At 67.3% G+C, this 24988-nt stretch carries 22 protein-coding genes; 12 read left to right on the top strand and 10 right to left on the bottom strand.

The window, feature by feature from the left end:
- The first annotated feature begins 1 nt into the window (after position 1).
- The 4 genes from AC5P8J_RS15280 (at position 2) to yeiP (ending at position 2785) form a co-directional block, all read left to right on the top strand.
- Positions 2-403 (top strand): VOC family protein, encoded by a 402-nt coding sequence (locus AC5P8J_RS15280; RefSeq protein WP_134731729.1) that lies wholly within the window; start codon positions 2-4, stop codon positions 401-403.
- Positions 400-1296, top strand: coding sequence for a hydroxymethylglutaryl-CoA lyase (locus tag AC5P8J_RS15275; protein WP_494540246.1), 897 nt, complete (start codon positions 400-402; stop codon positions 1294-1296). The genes AC5P8J_RS15280 and AC5P8J_RS15275 overlap by 4 nt, the downstream gene beginning before the upstream one ends.
- Before the next feature lie 101 nt (positions 1297-1397).
- Positions 1398-2168 carry an SDR family oxidoreductase gene (locus AC5P8J_RS15270; RefSeq protein WP_014646983.1) on the top strand — a complete coding sequence of 257 codons (771 nt, stop codon included), beginning with the start codon at positions 1398-1400 and terminating at the stop codon, positions 2166-2168.
- A gap of 50 nt (positions 2169-2218) precedes the next feature.
- On the top strand, positions 2219-2785 hold the full coding sequence (yeiP, locus tag AC5P8J_RS15265; RefSeq protein WP_005409468.1) for an elongation factor P-like protein YeiP: 567 nt from the start codon (positions 2219-2221) through the stop codon (positions 2783-2785).
- A 162-nt stretch (positions 2786-2947) separates the two neighbouring features.
- Here yeiP and AC5P8J_RS15260 read toward each other — a convergent pair whose 3' ends face one another.
- The 4 genes from AC5P8J_RS15260 to AC5P8J_RS15245 form a co-directional block, all read right to left on the bottom strand.
- Positions 2948-3640, bottom strand: a complete 693-nt coding sequence (locus AC5P8J_RS15260; protein WP_021204541.1) for a COG3650 family protein — start codon at positions 3638-3640, stop codon at positions 2948-2950.
- A gap of 83 nt (positions 3641-3723) precedes the next feature.
- Positions 3724-4116, bottom strand: a complete 393-nt coding sequence (locus tag AC5P8J_RS15255; protein ID WP_019661450.1) for a nuclear transport factor 2 family protein — start codon at positions 4114-4116, stop codon at positions 3724-3726.
- The gene (locus AC5P8J_RS15250) at positions 4097-7246 is read right to left on the bottom strand and encodes a multidrug efflux RND transporter permease subunit (RefSeq protein ID WP_021204540.1); all 3150 of its coding nucleotides are present in this window, start codon (positions 7244-7246) and stop codon (positions 4097-4099) included. Before AC5P8J_RS15250 ends, AC5P8J_RS15255 begins: the two co-directional genes overlap by 20 nt.
- Positions 7247-7282: 36 nt before the next feature.
- Positions 7283-8428: an efflux RND transporter periplasmic adaptor subunit gene (locus AC5P8J_RS15245; protein WP_021204539.1), complete on the bottom strand. Its 1146-nt coding sequence runs from the start codon at positions 8426-8428 to the stop codon at positions 7283-7285.
- Positions 8429-8557: 129 nt separating this feature from the next.
- On the opposite strand from AC5P8J_RS15245, the gene AC5P8J_RS15240 reads away from it, so the two are divergent.
- Together AC5P8J_RS15240 and AC5P8J_RS15235 are read left to right on the top strand one after the other, a co-directional pair.
- A complete protein-coding gene (locus AC5P8J_RS15240; protein ID WP_010482545.1) occupies positions 8558-9274 on the top strand; it encodes a response regulator in 717 nt (238 codons plus the stop codon).
- Positions 9274-10350: an ATP-binding protein gene (locus AC5P8J_RS15235; RefSeq protein ID WP_021204537.1), complete on the top strand. Its 1077-nt coding sequence runs from the start codon at positions 9274-9276 to the stop codon at positions 10348-10350. The genes AC5P8J_RS15240 and AC5P8J_RS15235 overlap by 1 nt, the downstream gene beginning before the upstream one ends.
- On the opposite strand, the gene AC5P8J_RS15230 is transcribed toward AC5P8J_RS15235, so the two are convergent.
- The 3 genes from AC5P8J_RS15230 to AC5P8J_RS15220 all read right to left on the bottom strand — a co-directional run bounded on the left by AC5P8J_RS15230 (position 10328) and on the right by AC5P8J_RS15220 (position 13984).
- Positions 10328-12163, bottom strand: coding sequence for a DUF7844 domain-containing protein (locus AC5P8J_RS15230; protein WP_495216941.1), 1836 nt, complete (start codon positions 12161-12163; stop codon positions 10328-10330). The two genes, AC5P8J_RS15235 and AC5P8J_RS15230, sit on opposite strands and share 23 nt — an antisense overlap.
- Positions 12164-12233: 70 nt before the next feature.
- Positions 12234-12533: a DUF2388 domain-containing protein gene (locus AC5P8J_RS15225; RefSeq protein ID WP_021204535.1), complete on the bottom strand. Its 300-nt coding sequence runs from the start codon at positions 12531-12533 to the stop codon at positions 12234-12236.
- 62 nt (positions 12534-12595) lie between these two features.
- Complete coding sequence (locus AC5P8J_RS15220) at positions 12596-13984, bottom strand: FAD-binding oxidoreductase (RefSeq protein ID WP_021204534.1); 1389 nt, start codon at positions 13982-13984, stop codon at positions 12596-12598.
- Positions 13985-14153: 169 nt separating this feature from the next.
- Between AC5P8J_RS15220 and serA the strand changes: the two genes are divergently transcribed.
- On the top strand, positions 14154-15395 hold the full coding sequence (serA, locus tag AC5P8J_RS15215; protein WP_019661444.1) for a phosphoglycerate dehydrogenase: 1242 nt from the start codon (positions 14154-14156) through the stop codon (positions 15393-15395).
- Positions 15396-15471: 76 nt separating this feature from the next.
- Here the strand turns inward: serA and AC5P8J_RS15210 are convergent, their stop codons facing one another.
- Both AC5P8J_RS15210 and AC5P8J_RS15205 read right to left on the bottom strand, forming a co-directional pair.
- Complete coding sequence (locus AC5P8J_RS15210) at positions 15472-15864, bottom strand: hypothetical protein (protein WP_021204533.1); 393 nt, start codon at positions 15862-15864, stop codon at positions 15472-15474.
- Positions 15864-16478 (bottom strand): NUDIX hydrolase, encoded by a 615-nt coding sequence (locus tag AC5P8J_RS15205; protein WP_495216940.1) that lies wholly within the window; start codon positions 16476-16478, stop codon positions 15864-15866. Before AC5P8J_RS15205 ends, AC5P8J_RS15210 begins: the two co-directional genes overlap by 1 nt.
- Before the next feature lie 132 nt (positions 16479-16610).
- Here AC5P8J_RS15205 and AC5P8J_RS15200 point away from each other — a divergent pair, with 132 nt between their 5' ends.
- The 5 genes from AC5P8J_RS15200 (at position 16611) to mtnC (ending at position 22156) form a co-directional block, all read left to right on the top strand.
- Entirely contained in the window at positions 16611-18086 is a 1476-nt protein-coding gene (locus AC5P8J_RS15200; RefSeq protein WP_005416354.1) for an amino acid permease, read from the top strand.
- Positions 18087-18168: 82 nt separating this feature from the next.
- On the top strand, positions 18169-19596 hold the full coding sequence (locus AC5P8J_RS15195; RefSeq protein ID WP_053500013.1) for an amino acid permease: 1428 nt from the start codon (positions 18169-18171) through the stop codon (positions 19594-19596).
- A gap of 570 nt (positions 19597-20166) precedes the next feature.
- Positions 20167-20808, top strand: coding sequence for a methylthioribulose 1-phosphate dehydratase (locus tag AC5P8J_RS15190; RefSeq protein WP_026347187.1), 642 nt, complete (start codon positions 20167-20169; stop codon positions 20806-20808).
- 91 nt (positions 20809-20899) lie between these two features.
- Positions 20900-21457: a 1,2-dihydroxy-3-keto-5-methylthiopentene dioxygenase gene (locus AC5P8J_RS15185; protein WP_227853977.1), complete on the top strand. Its 558-nt coding sequence runs from the start codon at positions 20900-20902 to the stop codon at positions 21455-21457.
- Between the two features lie 3 nt (positions 21458-21460).
- Entirely contained in the window at positions 21461-22156 is a 696-nt protein-coding gene (mtnC, locus tag AC5P8J_RS15180; RefSeq protein WP_021204388.1) for an acireductone synthase, read from the top strand.
- Positions 22157-22283: 127 nt separating this feature from the next.
- Here the strand turns inward: mtnC and AC5P8J_RS15175 are convergent, their stop codons facing one another.
- Positions 22284-24902 (bottom strand): beta-mannosidase, encoded by a 2619-nt coding sequence (locus AC5P8J_RS15175; protein WP_227853978.1) that lies wholly within the window; start codon positions 24900-24902, stop codon positions 22284-22286.
- Between the last annotated feature and the right edge of the window lie 86 nt (positions 24903-24988).

The raw sequence follows: 24988 nt of genomic DNA, 5'->3' as shown, positions 1-24988 counted from the left end.
CATGCTCGATCATCTTGGTTTGACCAGCGCCGACCTGGCGCGCAGCAAGGCCTTCTTCCTGCAGGCACTGGCGCCACTGCAGATCGACGTGGTGATGGAAGTGAGCGCCGAACTGACCGGCGACCACGACCACGTCGGCTTCGGCAGCGACGGCAAGCCGTTCTTCTGGCTCGGCAATGGCGGCACCGCCAGCCACGGCGTGCACGTGGCCTTCGCCTGCGCCAGCCGCGCGCAGGTGGACGCCTTCCACGCCGCCGCCCTCACCGCCGGTGGCCGCGACAACGGCGCGCCGGGCCTGCGCCCGTGGTACCACCCGGATTACTACGCCGCCTTCGTGCTCGACCCGGACGGCAACAACATCGAAGCGGTCTGCCATCGCCCCGTCGGCGAGGTGGCTGCATGAGCGACTACGTCCGCATCGTCGAGGTCGGCCCGCGTGACGGCCTGCAGAACGAAAAGCAGTCGGTGTCCACCGCCGACAAGATCGAACTGATCAACCGCCTGTCGGCCACCGGCCTGCGCAGCATCGAGGCGACCAGTTTCGTCAGCCCGAAGTGGATTCCGCAGCTGGCCGACGCCGCCGAGGTCTACGCCGGCATCCAGCGCCGCCCCGGCATCCACTACCCTGTACTGGTGCCGAACGAACAGGGCTACGACCGCGCCCGCGCGGTGGGCGTGGAGGAAGTGGCGGTGTTCACCGCTGCGTCCGAGGCCTTCAACCGCACCAACACCAATGCCGGCATCGACGAGTCGCTGGCCCGGTTCGAGCCGATCCTCCGCCGCGCCGCCGCCGATGGCGTGCGCGTGCGCGGCTACGTCTCCACTGTGCTCGGCTGCCCCTACCAGGGCGAGGTTCCACTGACCGACGTGGTACGGGTGGCGCGCGCCCTGCACCAGATGGGCTGTTACGAAATCTCGCTGGGCGACACCATCGGCGTCGGCACCCCACGCAAGGCACGGGCGATGCTGCAGGCGGTCGCTGCCGAGATTCCGATGGAGGCATTGGCCGTGCACTTCCACGACACCTACGGCCAGGCCATCGCCAACATCGCCACCTGCCTGGAAGAAGGCGTGCGCGTGGTCGACAGCGCGGTCTCCGGCGCCGGTGGCTGCCCGTATGCGAAGGGTGCCAGCGGCAACGTCGCCAGCGAGGACGTGGTCTATCTGCTGCAGGGCCTGGGCCTGGACAGCGGCGTGGACCTGCCGGCACTGGCCGAGACCGGCCGCTGGCTGGCCGGCCTGCTCGGCCGTGCCACCGCCAGCCGCACCGGACAGGCGCTCGCAGCGGCCGGCTGAGCACCCCGCTGCGCCGCTCCTGCCGGGGCGGCGCAGTGCACAACGGCGACGGTCGCCGCTTCCGTTAGAATCGGCGGTTCTCGAACCTGCAGGACCGTTCAATGCAGCTGTCTTCCGTACGTGCCGTGATCACTGGCGGCGTCTCCGGCCTCGGCCTGGCCGTGGCCCAGCACCTCGTCGCCCAGGGCGGCAAGGTGGCCCTGTTCGACCTCAACGATGACAAGGGCGCAGCTGCCGTTGCCGGGCTGGGTGCCGACAAGGCCCGCTATTTCAATGTCAACGTCAGCGATGAGGCGGCCGTGGCTGCAGCCATCGACCAGGCCCACGATTTCCTCGGCGGCCTGAACGTGGCGATGAACTGCGCCGGCATCCTCGGCGCCGGTCGCGTGCTCGGCAAGGAAGGCCCGATGCCGCTGGCCGGCTTCCAGGGCACGGTGATGGTCAACCTGGTCGGCAGCTTCAACGTGGCCAAGGCCGCGGCCAACCGCATGCAGCACAACGACGCCGGCGAAGACGGCGAGCGCGGCGTGATCATCAACACCGCCAGCATCGCTGCCTATGAAGGACAGATCGGCCAGGCCGCGTATGCGGCCAGCAAGGGCGGCGTGGTGTCGATGACGCTGCCGATGGCGCGCGAACTGTCGCGCTTCGGAATCCGCGTCAATACGATTGCTCCTGGCGTGTTCTGGACGCCGATGGTCGATGGCATGCCCGAAGCCGTGCAGCAGTCGCTGGCCGCCTCGATCCCGTTCCCGTCGCGCCTGGGCAAGCCGGAAGACTTCGCCAGTCTGGTCGGCTTCATTCTCGGCAACACCTACCTCAACGGCGAGACCATCCGCCTGGACGGCGCTACCCGCCTCGCTCCGAAGTGATTCCCCCCCGGGCGCCGGGACGGCGCCCTCCCCCAACGACCTAGATCACCATGAAAGCCAACGACATCAAGAAGGGCAACGTCGTCGAGTACAACAACGGCGTGTACCAGATCCGCGACATCGAGCGCAGCTCGCCGCAGGGTCGCGGCGGCAACGTCCGCTTCCGCTTCATCATGTACAGCGTGCCGGGCGGCAACAAGCTCGACGCCAGCTTCGATGCCGACGACAACCTGGTCGAGGTCGAACTGCTGCGCCGCCAGTCCACCTATTCGTACAAGGACGGCGACGCCTTCGTGTTCCTCGATGACGAGGACTACACCCCCTACACTCTGGACGCGGACGTGATCGGTGATGACGCCGGGTACATCACCGACGGCCTGACCGGCATCTATGTGCAGGTCATCGACGAGCAGCCGGTGGCGATCCAGCTGCCGGCCTCGGTGGTGCTGGAAGTGATCGAGACCCCGCCGGAACTGAAGGGTGGCACCGCCACCAAGCGCCCGAAGCCGGCCAAGCTCAACACCGGCATCGAGATCATGGTGCCGGAGTACATCGTTAACGGCGAACGCGTGCTGGTGAACACCGCCACCGGCGAATTCGCCGGCCGTGCCGACTAAGCGCCCTGCGCCGATCGCCTGCCGATCGCTGCCTGCGGCAAGTTCGCCGCAGGCAGCAAGCAGCGCATCGCTGACAGTAGTTGTGTAGAGCCGAGCCCGTGCTCGGCTGCGGTGGGTTGGACAGGTACTACAGCCGAGCGTGGGCTCGGCTCTACAGGTAACTTACGGCTGCTTCGCGCCGAAATTGCCGCAGCCATGGTACTGGCGGGTACCGACAGTCAGCATCGCCTTGGCCTCGAACGCCTCGCCGCTCATGTCATCCTGGCAGGTGGTGCGCTGGAAGCTGAGCTTGACGTCGGTGCCGTCGGACGCCTTTCCGCTCCATCCATCAGCGCCCTGTGTGGGTTTGGCCACGTCGAAGCGGCGCTCGCCATAATCGACCTCCACCTGCAGGCCCGGCGCATCGCCGTCGACGACTGCAAGCCAGCCGGGTTCATTGCCGGTGGCACGGAATGCCGCATTGCCGGCGCTGCCATCGCCTTCGGTAGCTTCCACCGCATGGCACTCGCGATCCGGTTCGCCCTTCAGGCTCAGCAGGCCATCATCGCTGCCCTTGGTCCAGAAGCTGTTGCCGAGACCATCGCTGTACTTGGCGCCGGATGCCGCGCGCTCGGAGGTCATGGCGAAGCTACGCTCGCCGATCACCAGCGTGGCAGCATCCTCGCCATTGAATGTCGCGCCCACACTCAGATCACCACACTGGTAGGCGGTCTCGCTGCCACCTTCCGTGTTGGCGCTCGGCTGCGGCGTGGCAGGCGGGGCGTCATTGCTGCCCGCCGCGGGTGCCTGGGCCGGCTGGCACGCGACCAGCACCAACCCCAGGGAGGCTGCCAACAGACTGGGAACTACACGCATGGCTCGACTCCTTGTCGACACTACAGGAATGCTCGACCCTACCACCTCGCGGTGAGCGGGGCCTGAAAGCGCCCTGACCGCGCTCATGCGGCCAGTACCGCCATCGACAGCAGCTGCGCGCCGCTTTCGCCGGAACTGCAGGTCCACACCCGCAGCAGGCGCAGTTTCAGCTCGCGCTCCTGGCCCTGCCCGCGCACCGACAAGCGCACGTCGCTGGACAACAATGCCAGGCGTCCGCACAGCAACGTTTCCACCGCGTACGACTGCAGGCTGCGCACCTGCAGGTTTCCGGTCAGCCAGTCGCCCAGCCACGGCAGGTCGAGCATGCGGCCGCCGTGGCCATCCATCATGAACAAGGCCGGCGATACCAGCGCGGTCAGCGCATCGTGGTCGTCATCCAGCAATGCCTGCCGCAGGCGCTGTTCCAGCGCTGCCAACTGCCGCTCATGCAGATCTTCAACGATGTTCCGTTCCATCCACGGTTCCTCCCGGCATCGGCCGGCGCCTGCGCAGGCGCTGCGCGATCCACTGCCGCGCGCCCTGCACCACTACATAGAAGACCGGCACGAAGAACACGGCCAGCACGGTCGCACTAACCATGCCGCCGAACACACCGGTTCCAATCGCCTGCTGGGTTTCCTTCGAGGCGCCCTGCGCCAGCATCAGCGGCACCACGCCCAGCGCGAATGCCAGCGAGGTCATCACGATCGGCCGCAGTCGCAGCCGCGCTGCCTCCAGCGCTGCTTCAACCAGGCCGCGACCCTGCTGCTGCAGCTGGCGCGCGAACTCGACGATGAGGATCGCGTTCTTCGCCGACAGCCCGATCACGGTGATCATGCCGACCTTGAAGAACACGTCGTTGGGCATGCCCCGCAACAGCACCGCAGCAACCGCACCAAGCAGGCCCAGCGGCACCACCAGCATCACCGCCAGCGGGATCGACCAGCTCTCGTACAGTGCCGCCAGCACCAGGAACACCACCAGCATCGACAACAGCAGCAACCACGGCGCCTGCGCACCGGACTCCCGCTCCTGCAGCGACTGGCTGGTCCACTGCAGGGCAAAACCGGACGGCAGCTTCTCCGCCAACCGCTCCATCTCCGCCATGGCCTGGCCGGTCGACACGCCGGAGGCCGGTGCGCCGGACAGATTCAGCGCCGGGAAGCCGAGATAGCGCTGCAGCTGCAGCGGCGCCTCGGTCCAGTGCGGCGTCACCAGTTCCGACAACGCCACCATGCCACCTTCGCTATTGCGCACATACAGCCTCAGCACATCCTCCAGCTCCATCCGGTGGGGTGCATCGGCCTGCAGGATCACCTGCTGCAGCCGCCCCTTGTTGGGGAAGTCGTTGACGTACTGCGAGCCCATCGCCGCCGACAGCGTGCTGCTGATCTGCTCGAACCCCACGCCCATCGCCTCGGCCTTGGCGCGGTCGATGTCCAGCCGCACGCTGGTACCTGCTGGCAGGCCATCGGCATGCACCTCCGACAGCAGCGGGCTGGCCTCGGCCAGCTTCAGCAGCTGCTGCAGGGCCGCACGCAGTTCGGCCTGGCTCTGCCCGGTACGCGCCTGCAGGGCGAGCGAGAAGCCGGACGAACGCCCCAGGCTGTCGATCGCCGGCGGCATCACGCTCATCACCTCGCCCTCGGCAATCGTCGCCATCGCCTTCTGCGCGGCCTCCACTTCGCCGGCCGCGGTGGCCCCTGCACGCTCGCCCCAATCCTTCAGCATCGTGTAGGTCAGCGCCGCGCTCGGGCCGGAACCGGAGAAGCTGTAGCCGAGGATCGACTGGTTGGAGCCGATGCCCGGGCGTGACGCCACGTGCCGTTCGTAGGCTTCGACAACGGCCAGCGTACGCTCGGCCGTCGCCTCGGCCGGCAGCTGGATCGATGTCATGAAATAGCCCTGGTCTTCTTCCGGCAGGAATGCACCCGGCAGCCAGTGCAGGCCCAGCAGCAACGCCGCCACCAGCGCGGCGAACACGCCCATGACCCGCCCGCTCCGCTGCAGCACCGACGCCACGCCACGCTGGTAACGTCCGGTCATCCGCTCGAAGCCACGATTGAAGGCACCGAACAGCCCGCCACGGCCATGATGGCCATGGGTGTTCGGGCGCAGCAGCGTCGCGCACAACGCCGGCGTCAGGCTCAGGGCCAACAGCGCCGAAAACAGGATCGATACCGCCATCGCCACGGTGAACTGGCGGTAGATGGCGCCCACCGAGCCGCTGGCCAGCGCCATCGGGATGAACACCGCGGTCAGCACCAGGGTGATGCCGATCACTGCGCCGGTCAGCTCGCGCATCGCCTTGATGGTGGCCTCGCGCGGCGGCAGGCCCTCCTCGGCCATGATCCGCTCCACGCCCTCGACCACCACGATGGCGTCATCGACGATGATGCCGATGGCCAGCACCATGCCGAACATGGTCAGCACGTTGATCGAGAAGCCCAGCGCCAGCATCACCGCAAAGGTACCGAGCAGCGCGATCGGTGCGACCAGCGCCGGAATCAGCGTGTAGCGCCAGTTCTGCAGGAACAGGTACATCACCGCGAACACCAGCAGCATCGCCTCCAGCAGCGTCTGCACCACCTTCTGGATCGAGATCTTCACGAACGGCGCGGTGTCGAACGGGATGCTCGCCTCCACGCCGCGCGGCAACAGCGGCGCCAGTTCGGCCATGCGCTCACGGACCGCCGACGCCGTGCGCACCGCATTCGCGCCCGGCCGCAGCTGCACCCCGGCAGCGGTGGCCGGATGGCCGTCCTCGCGGGTGCCCCAGGCATAGCTCTGCGCGCCCAGTTCGACGCGGGCGACATCACCCAGCACCACCCGTGAACCGTCGGCCCCGGCGCGCAGTACGATCGCCGCGAACTGTTCCGGCGTGGACAACTGGCCGTCGGCGCTGAGCGGCACCGTGATGCGCTGGCCTGGAACACCCGGCGAATCACCGATGCGCCCCGGCGAGATCTCCAGGTTCTGCTGCTCGATGGCAGCGGCCACGTCACCCATGGTCAGCCCATAGCCGGTCAGCCGGGTCGGGTCCAGCCACACGCGCATCGCCTGCTCCGCACCGAACAGCTGCACGCGGCCGACGCCATCGATGCGGCGCAGCTCCTCGATGATGTTGCGCGCCATGAAGTCGCCCAGTGCGGCCTCGCTGACGCTGGCATCGGGCGAACGCAGGCCGACCAGCATCAGGAAGCCGGAATCGGCTGCTTCCACGAACAGGCCGCTCTGGCGCACGCTGCGCGGCAGGCGCGGCTCGATCGCCTTGATCCGGTTCTGCACGTCCACCTGCGCCAGCTCCGGGTTGGTACCCGGCTTGAAGGTCGCAGTGATGGAGGCTTCGCCGGAGGTGTCCACCGACGACTCGAAGTACAGCAGGTGCTTGACGCTGGACAGCTCGCGCTCGATCAGGCCGACCACCGCGTCATTCAGCGTCTGCGGGCTGGCACCCGGGTAGCTGGCGTAGATGCTGACGCTGGGCGGCGCTACTGCCGGATAGCGCTCCACCGCCAGCCGCGGGATCGCCAGCACACCGGCCAGGATGATGAAGATCGCCAGCACCCAGGCGAACACCGGGCGATCGATGAAGAAACGTGCCATGTTGGATTTTCCTGGAGGGACCGGCCCGGTAGAGGCTCAGCCCTTGCTGCCGGCCTGCACCGCGCCAGCGCTGGCGACCGGCATCTGCCAGTCGCGCGCATCGACCACCACGCCTTCCTGCAGGCGTTCCTGGCCCTCGACCACCACTTTCTCGCCGGCCTTCAGGCCCGTGCGCACCAGCCATTGGCGATCGACACTACCGTCCACTTCCAGCGTGCGGATCACCGCCTTGCCATCGCCACCGATCACCCAGGCATAGGCCTGACCACCGGCACTGCGCAGTACGGCCTGCTGCGGCACGGTCAGTGCGCTGGCCGGCGCACCCCGCGGCACCTTCGCGCGCACGTACATGCCGGGCAGCAGCTGGCGCTGCGGGTTGTCGACCAGGATGCGCAGGATCACATCACCGGTGCGCGCATCGACATTGATGCCGGAGAACAGCATCTGGCCACGTTCGGGCAGCGGCCTGCCGGCCGCACCGATGATCGTCACCGGCAGCTCGCCGCCACCGGCACTGCGTTGCAGCGACTCGAGCTGCGCCGCTGGCTGGCGCACATCGACGTAGACCTGGTCGATCTGCTGCACCACCGCCATCGGCTCGGCATCGGCCACGCCGACCAGTGCACCTTCGGTCACCAGCGCCTGGTCGATGCGGCCGGCAATCGGTGCACTGACCGTGGCATAGCGCAGGTCGAGCTGGCGGCGGGCCAGGATCGCGCGCGCCTCGTTCACCGCGGCACGGGCCTGTTCGTACTCGGCACTGGCATCGTCGCGGTGCTGCTGGCTGACCGCCTGCGCGGCCGCCAGCGCATGCAGGCGCTGCGACTGCACGCGGCTGCGGCCCAGGGCTGCCTCACTGCGCTGCAGCGCTGCCAGTGCCGAGTCGACATCGGCACGGAACGCCGCCGGATCAATCTGGAACAGGGCCTGGCCGGCGCGCACTTCGGCGCCCTGTTCGAACAGGCGGCGCTGCACGATGCCGCCGACCTGCGCACGGATCTGTGCGGTGCGAACGGCGGCGACACGGCCGGGCAGTTCATCGTCGCGCTGCACGACCTGCGGGCCGACAGTGACCACGCTGACGCGCGGTGCCGCTTCGGGCGTGGCTTCGGGGGCGGAGCAGGCCGTCACGGCCAGGGCGAGGGCCGCGATCAACGCAACCGGAGTCCTGAAGGTTCTCATTGCTGTGCACAATGCCGCGCAGGCGGCTGATAGGTTCTGAAGCGTGAAGTGTGCGTGGCGATGATGGGGTTTCGATGGAGGAACTGTGGAGATACGATGGAGCCAAGCACCTTAAGGCCCCGCCCCTGCATGCATGCCGCCCCTGCCCTCGCCGCCCTCGTCCTGATCGTCGAGGATGAGGCCGAGATCGCCGATATTCTCACCGCCTATCTGGAACGCGAAGGACTGCGTACGCTGCGCGCCGCCGACGGCCACAGCGCGCTGGACCTGCACCGCAGCGCCCGCCCCGACCTGGTCCTGCTTGATGTGCAGCTGCCGCGCCTGGATGGCTGGAGCGTGCTGACCCAGCTGCGCCAGCGCGGTGAAACGCCGGTGATCATGCTGACCGCACTGGACCAGGACCTGGACAAGCTCACCGCGCTGCGCATGGGCGCCGACGACTACGTGGTCAAGCCGTTCAATCCGGCCGAAGTGGCAGCACGCGTGCGCGCCGTGCTGCGGCGTACGTTGCGCGCCTCGCGCATGGACGCACCGACCGCGCTGCGGGCGGGCCCGCTGCTGATCGACTCGGCTACCCATGCCGTGCATGTGGAGGGCGAAGGCTACAGCCACGAAGTGCTGCTCACGCTCACCGAGTTCAAGCTGCTGCACTGCATGGCGCTGGCGCCGACCCGCATCTTCAGCCGCAGCGAACTGATGCACGAATGCCTGCCGGAAAGCGAAGCGCTGGAACGCACCGTCGACAGCCATGTCAGCAAGCTGCGCCGCAAACTCGATGACGTGGGCATGGTCAACGTCCCGGCCAGCGTGCGCGGTGTCGGCTACCGGTTGATGGCCGACCGCTGATGGCGCGCCTGCGCCGTTCCGGGCTCAGCCGCCACATCATCATCTCGATGTCGCTGATGGTGATCGGCGTCATCGTGATGATGATCCTGTCGTCGTGGCTGCTGTACGCGGTGCTGGTCGAGTTCTTCCCCGGCAGCACCGAGGAGCCGGAAAGCTGGCTGCCGACCGGGCCGGAACTGGCATGGATGGTGGGCGTGATCCTGACCGGACTGGCGCTGGCCATCGCCGCTTCGTTCCGTCTTGCGCACCGTATCCTGTCGCCACTGAATTCACTGGTGGACAGTGTGCGTGCGCTTGCCGGCGGCGACCTCGGGGCGCGCGCGAGCGTCGAGGAGAATTCGCCGGGTGAAGTGGCGACCCTGGTCGAGGACTTCAATGCAATGGCCCGCCGCCTGCAGCACATGGAGAGCGAGCGCGCGATGTGGCACGCGGCCATCGCCCATGAGCTGCGCACGCCGGTGACGATCCTGCGCGGTCGCCTGCAAGGGCTCGCCGAGGGCGTGTTCCAGCCGGACGAGTCACAGTTCCGCAGCCTGCTGGCGCAGGTCGAGGGCCTCTCGCGCCTGATCGAGGATCTGCGCGTGCTGAGCCTGTCCGACAACGCGCGGCTGGACGTACGCCGCGCGCGCACCGATGTGGTGGCCGAAGTGCATTCGGTGATGACCCTGGTCGATCCGCAGTTCCGCGCCGCCGGCTTCGTGCTGGAGCTGGAAACCAGCCGCGAGGAACACAACGCGCACTGCGACCCGACCCGCCTCCGCCAGGCGCTGCTGGCGCTGCTGGAGAACGCACGCCGCTATGCCAGCCCGGGCAAGGTGCGGATTGCCGTGCATGACACACCGGGACATGTGCAAGTGGCAATCGAGGATGAGGGCCCGGGCATCGATCCGGAGCTGCACGCCGACATCTTCAGCCCGTTCATGCGTGCCGACGGCTCACGTTCACGCCAGGGCGGCGGCAGTGGCCTCGGCCTGGCGGTGGTCAAGGCCATCGCCGACGCGCACGGCGGCCGCGTCTACTGCACGGCGGGCAACGCCGGCGGCAGCCGTTTCGTCATCGAACTGCCGCGCCAGTAGCGGGCGTGGCTGCCTGTTCCCGCAGGCGCGCGCCAAGTGCGGCGAGGTTGGCATCGATCGCATCCATCTCGTTGCGCTGGCCCACCGGCAACTGCTGGCGCAGTTGCACGCGCAGCGCCTGCCAGGCCGGCACCGCCTCTGCGCTGGCAGTGGCAACCGCTTCGGCCAGCACCGCCTGCTCATCGGCCAGCGGCAACCCGTAGCCGCTCTGCAGCAGCGTCCCCGGGCGCAACCACTGCCCGCTCTGCGCCAGCAGGCTGCGCAGGCTGCGGGTTGCCGCGCTGTCCGCAGCAGCCAGTAGCTGCCGCTTGAGCACATCGCGTGCGCGCAGTTCGGCACGCCGCTGTGCCGCCTGTTCCAGCAGCAGCAGGCCGGCACTGGCGCGCAGGTTGCCCTTCAGCAGCCACGGTGCCCGTTGTTCTGCCGGCAGCTTCAACCAGCCGCGCACATCGCGCGCGGGCAAGGCCAGCTGGGTCGCCGCCACTGTGAACAACTGCCGGTAGTGGTCGCGCGCGGAAGCGAAGTAATAGCCCTGTGCCTGCGCTGCGTTGCGGTCCGTGAGTACCCGCTCGTCGAGCATGCCCAGCCGCGCCAGCCGCCGCTTGAGACCGCGCGGACTCAGCTGGGCCAGCCCGTCCTCGCCCAGCCGGGGCACTCCGGCCTGCAGCAGCCTGGCGGTCTCCACCGCACAGTTGTTGCTGACGAAGTAATAGCGCCCGTCATAGCTCCAGTGCACCTGCGCGGTGCGCTCGAGCAGGCTGGCGATCTCGTCGCGTTGCAGCTGCAAGGGCAACGACTGCAGGCCCCGCAGTTCCACCTTGGTGTACTCGTCCACCACCTGCTGCAGCGGCAGCACGAACAGCCGCGACGGGTAGCCGCCGGTCAAGCCGCGCCAGTTGGAAATCTGCACATCGCCGACGAACGCGCGGAACGACAGCACGCGGTGGTACTCCAGGTCCAGGCGGCAGTCCGGACCCGGTGCACGGCCCGGCCGGCAGATCACCAGCCGCAACATGCTGTGCCCCCAGCGGCTCATCGGCTGCGCACTGCCCTCGGCGAACAGGTAGTCCACGGCGTAGACACGCGCCGGGTCGAGCTGCAGCAGCGATGCCGCCCCCTCTTCCGATTCGGCCTGCAGCAATGGCAACGCGTTCGCGCAGTGCGACTGCGGCAGCGATGGCGGAGTTCCGAAATGGGCCCGGTACCACCGCGCCAGTGCCGGGCGCCGGCAGGCGAACTCGCTGTCGAGCACGAAATGCTCGGCGTTCACTGCCAGGTACTCGGCCGGGTCCTTCAGTTCATACGCATCGGGACTGCGGTCACGGAAATCGTTGTCGCCACGGCCGAGATGCCAGGGCTTGCGCTGCCATCCAGCCAGATCACGCCAGCGCACACTGCGTGACCAGTTCGCCCTCGTACGGTCGGCGACATGGGTCAGTTCGTGTACCAGCGCGCTGCGGCGTGCGCGGCGCGCGCCGGGCACGGCATCATCCAACAGCTCGCGACGCAGGGCGATGCGCCCGGCGAAAGCGCGGCCGTGCACATCGGCCGGCAGGTCATCGCGCCAGCGCACCTGGACCTGTGCCGGCAATGCGCGGAGCAGGCCATCCGGCAGCAGTGCCTGCACGTCGGCCAGGGTCTGCGTCGCCACCTGCTGCTGTGCAGGGCTCAACCCTGCCGGGTCCAGCTGCAGGCGATCAGCTGCGTGCGCGACGTGGGCGACCAGCAGTAGAGCCACGCCATGCGTGGCTGCGTTCCACCGGCCAAGCCTCTGTAGAGCCGAGCCATGCTCGGCTACTGTTGCGATCCGCATGCGCCAGGCATTCAGCCGAGCATGGCTCGGCTCTACAGAACGCGATGTCGCCGGGGTCATGCAGTCCGGATCAACGCGCCAGCAACGCGCGGGCCAGTTCCAGGTCGCTCTGCTGCTGTGCGGCAGCACTCTGCTCACGCAGGTGGGCCAGCGCGGCCTGCAGGCGGGCGCCACGGATCTGGCCGTCGCTGGCGACGAACGCCGCAGCGTCGTCGCGCGCAGCCAGTACCACCTTGTCGTCACCCGAGCTGCTACCCGAGGAGCCGGAGGAGGCACCGGTGGCGGAACCGGCCGAGGTGCCGGCGAAGCTGGAAGCGAAGCCGGCCAGCGGCAGGGACAGCAGGGCGAGCAGCAGAAGCGGACGGGTCATCGGTTCGAAGCCGGTTGTGAGGATGCGTGGAGCGTAACGGGTGCGTGAAGGATTTGCCCGGCTCAAACGTCGAACAGCTTGCCGGGATTCAGCCGCGCTTGGGGATCGAACGCACGTTTGACCGCCTTCATCAGGGCGATCTCGGCCGGGCCGCGGGTGCTGTCCAGGTAGCCCTTCTTGACCAGGCCGATGCCGTGTTCAGCCGAGATGCTGCCATCGAACCGGGCCAGCACCTGCGCCAACAGCTTGGTCACGTGTTCGCACTGCGCCACGAAATCGGCGTCGCTGGTGTCGTCGGGCTTGAGCACGTTGATGTGCAGGTTGCCGTCACCGATATGGCCGAACCAGACCACGTCGAAGTGTGGGTAGGCCTGCCCGATCAGTGCCTGGGTCTCGGCCAGGAACGCAGGCATCGCCGAGATCCGCACCGAGACATCATTCTTGTAAGGTTTGTAGCGCGCCAGCGATTCGGTGATGCCTTCGCGCAGGCGCCACAGCTGGGCGGCCTGGGCGTCGCTGGCGCTGATCACCCCGTCGCTCACCCAGCCGTTGCCCATGCAGTCCTCGAAGGCGGCCATCGCCGCCGCTTCCTGCGCTTCGTCGTTGGCGCCGAACTCGGTGACCACGTAATACGGGTGCACCTCGTCGAACGGTGCCTGCGCGCCATGCGCCAGTACGTGCTCCAGCGCCCGGTCGGTGAAGAACTCGAAGGCCTGCAGCTGCAGGCGCGCGCGGAACGCGGCGAACACCTGCATCAGCACCTCGAAGCTGGGCACGGCCAGCAGCATCACGTTGCTGGCTGGCGGCGGATCGGTGAGTTTCACTGTCGCCTCGACGATCACGCCCAGCGTGCCTTCCGAACCGATCAGCAGCTGGCGGAAGTCATAGCCGCTGGAGTTCTTGATCAGGCCCTTGTTGAGCTCCAGCAGTTCGCCGCTGGCGGTAACCACCTTCAGCCCGGCGATCCACTCGCGGGTGTTGCCGTAGCGGATCACACGGATGCCGCCAGCATTGGTGGCGATGTTGCCGCCGATCGTGCACGACCCGCGTGCAGCGAAATCCACCGGATAGATCAGGCCGTGGTCCAGCGCGGCGTTGTGCACGGCCTCCAGCGGCATGCCGGCCTGCACCACCAGGGTGCGATCGACCGCGTCGTAGGCCAGCGCCTTGTTCATCCGCTCCAGGCTGAGCACCAGCTCGCCATTGGCCGCCACCGCGCCACCGGAAAGGCCGGTACGGCCACCGGACGGCACCACGGGCACGCCCTCACCCGCACTCCAGCGCATCACCGCCTGTACCTCCTCGACCGTGGCCGGCAGTGCGACCGCCAACGGCGCCGGCGTCCAGCGCCGGGTCCAGTCGCGCCCGTAATGCTCCAGGTCGGCCGGGTCGGTCTTCAGCTTCAGGCCGGGACAGGCCTGCTGCAGCGAGGCAATGCGGGAATCGGTCATGACGGTCCAGCGCGGGGCATGAAGAACGGGCAAGCGTGCCAGCGGCACGCGCCAGCGTCCAGCCCTGCGAGCAGGCAGATAGCTACGGATGCAACCAATTGCGCACCGCACCATGAGCGCTGCGATCTGGCATAGTGGTTGGCCCCTGTCCCACTGGCCGTGTTGCCCCATGTCGCCGAAGAAGACCTCGTTCCCGAAGCAGGATATCCGCGTGCTGTTGCTGGAGGGGGTCAGCCAGACCGCCGTGGAGGTGTTCAGCGCGGCCGGCTACAGCCAGATCGAGGCGCACACCAAGGCACTGCCCGAGGACGAATTGAAGGCGCGCATCGCCGAGGCGCACATCGTCGGCATCCGCTCGCGCACCCAGCTCAGCGCCGAGGTGCTGGCCGAGGCCAAGCGCCTGATCGCGGTGGGCTGCTTCTGCATCGGCACCAACCAGGTCGACCTGGACGCGGCCGAACTGGCCGGCATCCCGGTGTTCAACGCGCCCTACTCCAACACCCGCAGCGTGGCCGAACTGGTGATCGCCGAGGCGATCATGCTGACCCGTGGCATTCCGCAGAAGAACGCCGAATGCCATCGCGGCGGCTGGTCGAAGTCAGCCAGCGGCAGCCATGAAGTGCGCGGCAAGACGCTGGGCATCATTGGTTACGGCCACATCGGCACCCAGGTCGGCGTGCTGGCCGAATCGCTGGGCATGCAGGTGATCTTCCACGACGTGGAAACCAAGCTGGCGCTGGGCAATGCCCGTGCAGCGGCCAGCCTGGACGACCTGCTGGCGCGCGCCGACATCGTCACCCTGCACGTGCCGGAGACCCCGTCCACGCAGTGGATGATCGGCAGCACCGAGCTGGCGAAGATGCGCAAGGGCGCGCACCTGATCAACGCCGCGCGCGGCACCGTGGTCGACATCGATGCGCTGGACGCGGCCCTGGCCAGCGGCCACGTCGGTGGCGCCGCGCTGGACGTGTTCCCGGTCGAGCCGAAGGGCAACGGCGATATCTTCGAATCGCCGCTGACCCGCCACGACAACGTCATCCTCACCCCGCACGTCGGCGGCAGCACGCTGGAAGCGCAGGACAACATCGGCGTGGAAGTGGCGGCCAAGCTGGTGCGCTACAGCGACAACGGCAGCACCCTGTCGGCGGTCAACTTCCCGGAAGTGACCCTGCCCGAACACGAAGACAGCCTGCGCCTGCTGCACATCCACCAGAACGTGCCGGGCGTGCTGTCCAAGGTCAACGAGATCTTCTCGCGCCACAACGTCAACATCGACGGCCAGTTCCTGCGCACCGACCCGAAGGTGGGTTACGTGGTGATCGACATCACCGCCAGCGAGGCGCAGGCCGCCGCCGTGCGCGACGAGCTGGCCGCGATTCCGGGCACGCTGCGGACGCGCATCCTGTATTGAGCAAGGCGTCGCCGGGCATGCCCCGGCGGATTGCTTCCGGCATCGCGCCATCCACGCATGGCGTGGATGGAACACCTCAGAACCTTACGGCGTGGAGGTTCTTGTAAAAGTCCCAATGGATCAGAACCCTGTCTTCCATCGACAGGAACAGCGTATCGACGAAATCCAGCTCCTCGGCATGAGCCAGCCAGTCCTGCAGGCGGCTGCCCAGTGAAGGTACCGCCCCATCCACCTGGACAACCGTCAACGCAGCCTCGCTTGGCAAGCCAACAGCATCTGCAATGGCGCTCAACTCCTGCGCCAGCCGCTCCCGCCCCACCCCGGGGACCTCCAGGCGCGATGGCACGCGCTCCCAGTCGATGCATGTGATGACTGGCAATGCAGCCTTGATCATCGCAAGGGCAGCATCCTGCTTCGCCTCGCCACAGGCATGAGCCGCAACAAACGCGGCACAGCCGTCCGAGAGCATCAACGTGCCAGCCAGCGGCGCGCCATGCGCTGCATGGATTCATCCGATTCGGGGTCGGCCGCGACCTCGGTCACCGGCCGCCATGCCAGGTCAAGCGACTCCTCGCTGAGCACGAATGCCTCGCCACCGAGCGCGCGGATCACGAAACGCACGTCGTAGTGCCAGTGCCCCGGCACATCCTTGCGCTCCGGAATCCAGTGCTTGTCCAGATCGAAGATGGCCGGGTCTTCCAGCACCAGCCCGCTCAGGCCGGACTCCTCCTCGGCCTCCTTCAGCGCCACCTGGGCCAGGTCGCGGTCGCCGTCGGCGTGGCCACCCAGCTGCAGCCAGCGCTGCAGCTTGCGATGGTGGGTCAGCAGCAGGCGCTGGCCGTCGGCGCTGACCAGCCAGCAGCTCGCGGTGAAGTGGCCTGCAAGCCGCTCACGCCGGAACGGATCTTCCGGATCATCCAGCAATGTGCCGAATTCGGCAGCCAGTGCGTCGTGGGCGGGCTCGCGGCGGGCATAGTCCCACAACAGACCGCGCAGGCGATCGTCAAGCACGGCAAGGGTTTCGGCGGTCTGGCGCATGAATGGGGGCGGTTCGGAAAAATACTGCTCATTATCGCCGTTCATTGTTGCGATTGCGCTTGTGCGTTGGCTTCAGCTTTGGCTAAGGTACAGCGGGCTGTTCGCACGGCCTTCACCATTCAAGGCAGCCGGCAACGTATCGGCCGCCCACCCCATCCGATCACTAGGAAGTACTGCATGCTGAAAGCTCTGTTGAGGGTCAAGCCGGTCCAGCCGGCCGGGCACGTCGATGCCGGCGAACCCATCGAAGGCAGCCTGGACGGCGAAGCCACGTTGAAACGGACCCTCACGGCTAAACACCTCATCCTGCTGGGCGTGGGTGCGGTGATCGGCGCAGGTATCTTCGTGCTGACCGGCCAGGCCGCAGCCAACCACGCGGGCCCGGCGGTCATGCTGTCGTTCGTGCTGGCCGGTTTCGCCTGTGCGCTGGCGGGCCTGTGCTATGCCGAGTTCGCGGCGATGATGCCGGTCTCCGGCAGTGCCTATTCCTATTCCTATGCCACCCTCGGCGAAGGCATGGCCTGGTTCATCGGCTGGTGCCTGGTGCTGGAGTACCTGTTCGCCTCGGCATCGGTCGCGGTGGGCTGGTCGGCCTACCTGATCAGTTTCATCACCACCACGCTGCACATGCCGTTCCCGGACCTGCTCAGCGCCGCGCCCATCGCCTGGACCGGCAGCGAGTTCGTCTCCTCCGGCAAGCTGTTCAACCTGCCTGCGGTGCTGATCGTGGCGGCGGTGTCCGGCCTGCTGTACGTGGGCGTGACCCAGTCGGCCTTCGTCAACGCCATCATCGTGGCGATCAAGGTCACCGTCATCTGCCTGTTCATCGGCATCGGCGCGGCCCATATCGACCCGGCCAACTGGCAGCCGTTCATCCCGGAAAACACCGGCGTGCCGGGTGAGTTCGGCTGGAGCGGCATCTTCCGCGCGGCCACCATCGTGTTCTTCGCCTATATCGGCTTCGATGCGGTCTCCACCGCCGCCGGCGAAACCAAAGACCCACAGCGCAACATGCCGATCGGCCTGCTCGGCTCGCTGGCGGTGTGCACCATCGTCTACATCATCGTCTGCGCGGTACTGACCGGCATGATGCCGTACCACCTGCTGGGCACCGACAAGCCGGTGGCCACCGCACTGGAGCCCTACCCGACCTTGTCGTGGCTGAAGACCCTGGTCGAGATCGGCGCCATCGCCGGCCTGTCCTCGGTGGTGCTGGTGATGATGATGGGCCAGACCCGCATCGCCTACACCATTTCCCGCGACGGCCTGCTGCCGAAGTTCTTCGGCAAGGTCCACGCCCGGTTCCGCACGCCTTACTGGGCCACGATCGTGGTCGGCGTGATCGCCGCCGCGCTGGCCGGCCTGGTGCCGCTGAACGTGCTCGGCGAACTGGTGTCGATGGGCACCCTGCTGGCCTTCGCCACCGTCTGCATCGGCGTGCTGGTGCTGCGCTATACCAAGCCGGAGATCCATCGCCCGTTCCGCGTACCGGCGGTGTGGATCATCTGCCCGCTTGGCGCCGCGGCCTGCCTGTTCCTGTTCTGGCAGGCGTTCGTGGTGCACTGGCACCTGTTCGTCGGCTGGACCGTGCTGGGCATGCTGATTTACCTCGGCTACGGCATGCGCAACAGCAAGCTGGCCAAGTCGCCCTGATCCGCCTACGGGCCGGCCTCGCGCCGGCCCGTCCGTTTTCCCCGCGCGCCGCTCCTGGCGCGCTTCGACAAGACCACCACACATGTTCAAGCAACTGTGGGCCACCAAGCACCCGCATGCCGCCCATGAAGACGCCAACGGCCTGAGCCTGCGCCGCCACCTAGGCCCCTGGGGGCTGACCGCCCTCGGCATCGGCGCGGTGATCGGCGGCGGCATCTTCGTCATCACCGGCCAGGCGGCCGCCAACCACGCCGGCCCCGCGATCATGCTGTCGTTCGTGCTGGCCGCCATCTGCTGCGCCTTCTGCGCGCTGGCCTACGCCGAGTTCGCCTCGATGGTGCCGGTCTCCGGCAGCGCCTACACCTATACCTATGCCACCTTCGGCGAACTGTCGGCCTGGTTCATCGGCTGGATGCTGGTGCTCGAATACGGCGTCTCTGCATCGGCGGTGGCGGTCAGCTGGACCGGCTACTTCCTCAGCCTGCTCAGCCAGTTCGACATCCATCTACCGGCGGCGCTGGTCAGTGCGCCACTGGACGCACAGCTGCGCCCCACCGGTGCTATCGCCAACCTGCCGGCCGCTGCGCTGGTACTGCTGCTGACCTGGCTGTGCTACGTCGGCATCAGCAAGTCATCGGCAATGAACATGGCGATGGTCGTGCTCAAGACCGGCCTCATCCTGCTGGTCATCGTGGTCGGCTGGAAGTACGTGGACACCAGCAACTGGACGCCGTTCATCCCCGCCAACGAAGGCCCCGGCAAGTACGGCATGGAAGGCGTGCTGCGTGGCGCGGCGATGGTGTTCTTCGCCTACATCGGCTTCGAGGCGGTCTCGGTGGCGGCGCAGGAATCCAAGAACCCGCAGCGCGACATGCCGATCGGCATGATGCTGTCGCTGGTGGTCTGCACCGTGCTCTACATCGCGATGGCCGCGGTGATGACCGGCCTGGTGCCGTTCCAGCTGCTGGGCACCGACGAACCGGTGGTGACCGCGGTGGCCGCGCATCCGCAGCTGGGCTGGCTGCGCTGGGTGGTCGAGGTCGGCGCGCTGGTCGGCCTGTCATCGGTAGTGCTGGTGATGATCATCGGCCAGCCGCGCATCTTCATGATCATGGGCCGCGACGGTCTGCTGCCGCCGGTGTTCACCAGGATCCACCCGAAGTACCGCACCCCGCACATCAACACGGTGATCACCGGCATCGGCATCGCGCTGCTGGCGGCGCTGTTCCCGCTGGACATTCTCGGCGAGCTGACCTCGATGGGCACGCTGATTGCGTTCGCGGCGGTCTGCGCCGGCGTGCTGATCCTGCGCCGCACCCAACCGGACCTGCCGCGCCCTTTCCGCATGCCGATGGCCTGGCTGATCTGCAGCCTGGGCGTGCTGAGCTGCCTGGCGCTGCTGTCGGCGATGACGATGCACAACTGGATGCTGATGGGGGTGTGGACGTTCGTCGGCTTCGTGATCTATTTCTGCTACGGCTTCAGGCACAGCCGGCTGCGGGGCAAGTAAGGTTTTGCATTGCAGGGCCTGCGGCCCTGCACCCGCTTTTGAAGCCGGAGCAACGGCAACGGCAACAGCTGGGTTGAGGGTTTGGCGGGGCGGGTTGGGTTCGCGGGGGACGCCGTTAACCCGTCCCTGGGGGCTTGGCCGCGGCATCCATGCCGCGGACACCCCCGCGAACCCAACCCGCCCCACCTCCGACAGTCTGCTGGTGCGTCCGGTGGATCCACGCCATGCGTGGATGAAACGTTCTCATGAACGAATGCTCCGGAATGAATGATTCTGTAGAGCGGAGCCATGCTCCGCTCCGAGCAAGCGCAGCGAAGCGACCCGCTTTCGCTTTTCCTTCTTCACTCCGTGGCTGGCCGCACGCCGGAACCTGTCAGAGGCGGGGCGGGTGGGCCGTGCAGGGGCGTTGGCGCCATGGATGGCGCCATCGAGCTTACAGGGACGTACTTGCAGCGTCCCCTGCACGGCCCACCCGCCCCGCCACCTCCATGAACCGCTTTCCGTGACCAACCAACCACCTCTCAGCCACGAGGGGCTCAGCCGTTGGCCGAATCCAGTAAAATCGCCGACATGAACGCCCCCACCTTCCCGTACGACACCGCGCGCCTGAGCGAACTGGCCCAGCTGCTGATCGACAACATCCGCGAACTGGCCCACGCCGGCTGGACCCCGGCCACCAGCAGCAACTTCTCCCACCGCCTGGACGACCGCCACGCCGCGATCACGGTGTCCGGCAAGGACAAGGGCCGCCTGATCGAGGATGACATCATGGTGGTGGACTTCGACGGCCAGGCCGTGGGCCGTCCGTTGCGCCCGTCCGCCGAGACCCTGCTGCACACCCAGCTGTACCGCCGCTTCCCGGAGGTCGGCTGCGTGCTGCATACGCATTCGCCGGTGCAGACCATCGCCTCGCGCCTGTATGCGCCGCAGGGCCACATCCGCCTGGAGGGTTACGAGCTGCTGAAGGCCTTCGCCGGCAACAGCACCCACGAGATGGCCATCGACGTGCCGGTGTTCGCCAATACCCAGGACATGAACGTGCTTTCGCAGCAGGTCGATGACCTGCTCGACCGGCAAAACCTGTGGGGCTACCTGATCGACGGCCATGGGCTGTACGCCTGGGGCCGCGATATGGCCGAAGCACGCCGCCACCTGGAAGCGTTCGAATTCCTGTTCCACTGCGAACTGGAACTGCGCAAGCTGCGCAGCTGAACCGGCGCGCAGGTGCAGATGCCGATCCGGAATCTGCGCCCCGCCCCCACCCTGCTACCCTGTCTTCCCCCGAGACGTTCAAGCTGCCGCCATGAGCCGACTGCGCATCTACGACGACACCCGCCCCGAATCGCCGCTGCTGGACACCCAGGACGGCGCGGTCATCGCTGCCGAACTGCAGAAGATCGGCGTCACCTTCGAGCGCTGGCAGGCCACCTCGCCAGTCGCGCCGGGCGCCAGCCAGGAGGAAGTGTTCGCCGCCTACCGTGCGGACATCGACCGCCTGGTCGCCGAGCGCGGCTTCAAGAGCGTGGACGTGGCCTCGATCGCCCCGGACAACCCGAACCGCGCCGAGCTGCGCAAGAAGTTCCTCGACGAGCACTTCCACAAGGAAGACGAGGTGCGCTTCTTCGTCGCCGGCTCCGGCCTGTTCACCCTGCACGTGGGTGACAAGGTCTATGAGATCGAGTGCGTGAAGGACGACCTGATCGCCGTGCCCGATGGCACCACCCACTGGTTCGACATGGGCGAGGAACCGAGTTTCGTGGCGATCCGCTTCTTCACCGAGCCGGACGGCTGGGTGGGTCATTTCACCGGCACCGACATCGCGCAGAAGTTCCCTCGTTACGTACCTACCCAGGCGTCCTGATCCATGCAAGCCCGCGTCATCCTGACCGACATCGAAGGCACCACCAGCAGCATCTCGTTCGTCAAGAACGTGCTGTTCCCCTATGCGCGCAAGGCGTTGCCCGCGTTTGTCGCCGAGCATGGCCAGCAGCCGGACGTCCGCCGCTGGCTCGATGCGGTGGCTACCGAGATCGGCGGTGCCTGCCAGGACAGCCTGGTGGCCGAAACGCTGCAGGGCTGGATCGACCAGGACCGCAAGCACACCGCACTGAAGGCGCTGCAGGGCCTGATCTGGGATGAAGGCTACCGCCGCGGCGACTACACCGCGCACTTCTACCCGGAAGTAGCGCCGGTGCTGAAGGGCTGGCACGCTTCCGGCCTGCCGCTGTACGTGTACTCCTCCGGTTCGGTGCCGGCGCAGAAGCTGTTCTTCGGTTTCAGCGATGCCGGTGACCTCAGCCCGCTGGTGTCGGGCTGGTTCGATACCGAGATCGGCGGCAAGCGCGAGGCCGACAGCTACCGCCGCATCGTGCAGTCGATCGGCGTGCCCGCCGGCGAGATCCTGTTCCTGTCCGATGTGGTGGAAGAGCTGGATGCCGCCCGTGAAGCCGGCCTGCAGACGCGCCTGATCGACCGCCGCGACGACTACCCGATGCCGCGCACCGGCCAGGCCGCCAATGGCCACGAGCGGGTCGAGAACTTCCAGCAGATCCAACTGTAAAAAAGAAAGGTGTGCGGACCAACGCTCCGCACCTACCCGGCTCTGCTTCTGTAGTTGCCAACCTTGGTTGGCATACGGCCGATGTGTCAACCAAGGTTGACACCTACCAACGCGGGGTGTTCCGCCCTCAACGGTCGTTGAGGGTCTTTACCTTCAGCGCTTCGCGCAGCGTCGTCAGATCCACCGGGCCACGCACCGCGATATCGCGGATTTCGCCCGGCAGCAAGTCCAGCAGGTTGTCTTCGACCTGCACATCCAATGCACCGAAATCAATCCACGCCGCGCGCACGTAAGCCGCGCTTTCCAGCCGTAGTCGATAGTGGTCGCCTTCGATGGACAACGTGGCCTTGAGCTTCTGCCGCGGCAACATCTGGTCCTTGGCTTCGACGAATCCGACCACCTGCCGCGCGCTCACCGCCCCGTTCTGCAGCAGCTCGAACACGGCCACCGTGCGCTTCGGGTCGGCACCGGCCAGCAGCTCGGCATCGCGGAAATCACCGATCGAGGTCACACCCGACGCCGCCAGCGTCACCGCGTCCTCGCGACGGCGCAGCACCTTCCCTTCCACGTCCATCACCCGCAGCCGCCAACGTGCATTCAGCGCCGCACCGTCATTGATCAGGCGTACCCGCGTACTGCCCTCATCGCGCAGCGCCGCTACCGTGACCGGCGCGAAGAAGCGCCGCGCGGCGAAGTGCAGCGCCTTCCAGCGACCGAAGTAGTCCACGCTGGACCATGAAGCACCCGGCCAGACATCGTTGAGCTGCCAGTACAGCGAGCCCATCGTGTACGGCCGCGAAGCGCGATGGTGCAACGCGGCCAGCGCGATGCCATCGGCCTGCATCACCTGGCTGAGGTAGACAAAGTCCTCGAAGTCCTTCGGCGTGCCGTAACCCAGTTCCATGTAGTGCAGCAGGCGGCTGTTACCCTCGCCGGCCATGAATTTCTGGTGCGCGCGGATCACCGGGCTGTCGATGCGCTGCTCGGCGCGGGTGGCGATCTGGTCCACGGTGGCCACCGACGGCCATGCCTGCAGGCCGTACTCGGACATGAAGCGCGGCGTCTCGCGCAGGTAAGCCTGCACCGGCAGCGCCGGATTGCCCCAGACCTGCCAGTAGTGCTTGTCGCCACGGGTCGAGTCGTTCGCCTTTTCGTCCAGGTCGTTGCTAGGCGAGCTGGACCAGTACGGCACGCCCAGCCCCTCCTCCCCCACTACCTGACGCAGATCATTGCCGAACAGGTCGACATAGCCCTGCCAGACCTTCGCTGCAAACGCAGGGTCGGCTGCCTTCAGGTCGCGACCGTGGCCCCAGTCCTTCCAGGCGGTTTCTTCCTCGTTGTTGCCACACCACAGCACGATGCTGGGGTGATGGCGCAGCCGGCGCACATTGTCGCGTGCCTCGGCCACCACGCTGGCACGGAAGGCCGGATCGTAGCCCGGCTGCATGCCACCACCGAACATGAAGTCCTGCCAGACCAGCAGGCCCAGTTCGTCGGCGATGTCGAAGAACGCATCGTCCTCGTAGTAGCCGCCACCCCAGTTGCGCAGCATGTTCATGTTGGCGTCGCGTGCGGCGGTCAGCACCTGGCGCAGGCGCGCGGCGTCGACCCGTGCGGGGAAGGCATCGAACGGAATGACGTTGGCGCCCTTGGCGAAGATCTCCACGCCGTTGATGACGAAAGCGAAGCCCTGCCCGCCCTTGCCGTCTTCCTCGCGGCGCAGTTCAACCGTGCGCAGGCCGATGCGCTGCTCGCGCACCAGCTCCGGCGCGCCACCTTGGTCCAGGCGGGCCCGCACCGTGTAGCGGTCCTGCGCGCCGTGGCCGACTGGCCACCAGCGCCGCGGATCGGCCAGTTCAACCGGAACCTCGATGCTGTTCTGGCCGGGCTTCAGCAGCACCGTGCGCTGCACCTGGGCCACGTTGCGGCCCTGCGGATCCTGCACATCCACATTCACCACGGCCGAGCCCGCCGCCGCACCCTGCTCCACTCGCAGCAGCACGGCCAGCTTCGCCTGCTCCGCGCTCAATGCATCCGTGCGCACCGCAAGATCGGTCAGGCGGTGCGCGTCCCAAGCCTGCAGATCGATTCCGCGCCAGACGCCGGCGGTGACATAGCGCGGACCCCAGTCCCAGCCGAAGTGGTAGGCCGGCTTGCGCGCGAAGTTGCCGACCATCGCGTCCTTCGGCTCATCGCCATACGGCGACGGGTAGTTGCCAGCGATCTTGTGCGGCATTGCCTGCACGCCCGGCAGCAGGGTGCGGATCGGCGAACGGAACACGATCTGCAGTTCATTGTTGCTCGCACGGAGGCGGCCTTCGACCCGGGCACGCCACGTGCGGTGTGCGTTGTCCGCGCGCAGCAGCGGCTTTCCGTTGAGGCTGACTTCGGCATAAGTGTCCAGCCCGTCGAAGCGCAGTTCGGCATTGGGCTTGGCCAGCATCGCCGCGTCCATGTCGAAGCGCGCGCGGTACTCCCAAGCCGCCAGGCCGATCCACTGCAGTTCGGCCTCGGGCGCACCGACATACGGATCACGGATCAATTCGTGAGCCAGCAGGTCGGTGTGCACGCTGCCCGGCACCGTCGCCGCCCGCCATTGCTGCAGGCCCGGATGGGCTGCACCCTGCGCGTCGCCGGGCAGCATGCGGAACTCCCACTGTGCCTGCAGCGGCGCTGCAGCTACCGGGAAGGAGGAGGCTGCAACCAGCAGCAGGAGCAGACGGACAACGAGGGGAAGGCGATGCACGGGATGCTCCTGTTTTTCCGCCGGGCATGGCCCGGCGCTACCAATTCAACACGCCACGGTAGCGCCGGACCACGTCCGGCGAGCGC

Source organism: Stenotrophomonas sp. YJH_SMC_37 (assembly GCF_059370035.1).
The sequence above is the reverse complement of the archived record's forward strand: the minus strand, read 5'-3'. Positions and strand labels throughout refer to the sequence as shown.

Excerpts from the sequence above, each read along its gene's own strand:
- AC5P8J_RS15280 (WP_134731729.1), top strand. The coding sequence starts at position 2 with ATGCTCGATCATCTTGGTTTGACCAGCGCCGACCTGGCGCGCAGCAAG.
- AC5P8J_RS15275 (WP_494540246.1), top strand. The coding sequence starts at position 400 with ATGAGCGACTACGTCCGCATCGTCGAGGTCGGCCCGCGTGACGGCCTG.
- AC5P8J_RS15270 (WP_014646983.1), top strand. The coding sequence starts at position 1,398 with ATGCAGCTGTCTTCCGTACGTGCCGTGATCACTGGCGGCGTCTCCGGC.
- yeiP (WP_005409468.1), top strand. The coding sequence starts at position 2,219 with ATGAAAGCCAACGACATCAAGAAGGGCAACGTCGTCGAGTACAACAAC.
- AC5P8J_RS15260 (WP_021204541.1), bottom strand. The coding sequence starts at position 3,640 with ATGCGTGTAGTTCCCAGTCTGTTGGCAGCCTCCCTGGGGTTGGTGCTG.
- AC5P8J_RS15255 (WP_019661450.1), bottom strand. The coding sequence starts at position 4,116 with ATGGAACGGAACATCGTTGAAGATCTGCATGAGCGGCAGTTGGCAGCG.
- AC5P8J_RS15250 (WP_021204540.1), bottom strand. The coding sequence starts at position 7,246 with ATGGCACGTTTCTTCATCGATCGCCCGGTGTTCGCCTGGGTGCTGGCG.
- AC5P8J_RS15245 (WP_021204539.1), bottom strand. The coding sequence starts at position 8,428 with ATGAGAACCTTCAGGACTCCGGTTGCGTTGATCGCGGCCCTCGCCCTG.
- AC5P8J_RS15240 (WP_010482545.1), top strand. The coding sequence starts at position 8,558 with ATGCATGCCGCCCCTGCCCTCGCCGCCCTCGTCCTGATCGTCGAGGAT.
- AC5P8J_RS15235 (WP_021204537.1), top strand. The coding sequence starts at position 9,274 with ATGGCGCGCCTGCGCCGTTCCGGGCTCAGCCGCCACATCATCATCTCG.
- AC5P8J_RS15230 (WP_495216941.1), bottom strand. The coding sequence starts at position 12,163 with ATGCGGATCGCAACAGTAGCCGAGCATGGCTCGGCTCTACAGAGGCTT.
- AC5P8J_RS15225 (WP_021204535.1), bottom strand. The coding sequence starts at position 12,533 with ATGACCCGTCCGCTTCTGCTGCTCGCCCTGCTGTCCCTGCCGCTGGCC.
- AC5P8J_RS15220 (WP_021204534.1), bottom strand. The coding sequence starts at position 13,984 with ATGACCGATTCCCGCATTGCCTCGCTGCAGCAGGCCTGTCCCGGCCTG.
- serA (WP_019661444.1), top strand. The coding sequence starts at position 14,154 with ATGTCGCCGAAGAAGACCTCGTTCCCGAAGCAGGATATCCGCGTGCTG.
- AC5P8J_RS15210 (WP_021204533.1), bottom strand. The coding sequence starts at position 15,864 with ATGCTCTCGGACGGCTGTGCCGCGTTTGTTGCGGCTCATGCCTGTGGC.
- AC5P8J_RS15205 (WP_495216940.1), bottom strand. The coding sequence starts at position 16,478 with ATGAACGGCGATAATGAGCAGTATTTTTCCGAACCGCCCCCATTCATG.
- AC5P8J_RS15200 (WP_005416354.1), top strand. The coding sequence starts at position 16,611 with ATGCTGAAAGCTCTGTTGAGGGTCAAGCCGGTCCAGCCGGCCGGGCAC.
- AC5P8J_RS15195 (WP_053500013.1), top strand. The coding sequence starts at position 18,169 with ATGTTCAAGCAACTGTGGGCCACCAAGCACCCGCATGCCGCCCATGAA.
- AC5P8J_RS15190 (WP_026347187.1), top strand. The coding sequence starts at position 20,167 with ATGAACGCCCCCACCTTCCCGTACGACACCGCGCGCCTGAGCGAACTG.
- AC5P8J_RS15185 (WP_227853977.1), top strand. The coding sequence starts at position 20,900 with ATGAGCCGACTGCGCATCTACGACGACACCCGCCCCGAATCGCCGCTG.
- mtnC (WP_021204388.1), top strand. The coding sequence starts at position 21,461 with ATGCAAGCCCGCGTCATCCTGACCGACATCGAAGGCACCACCAGCAGC.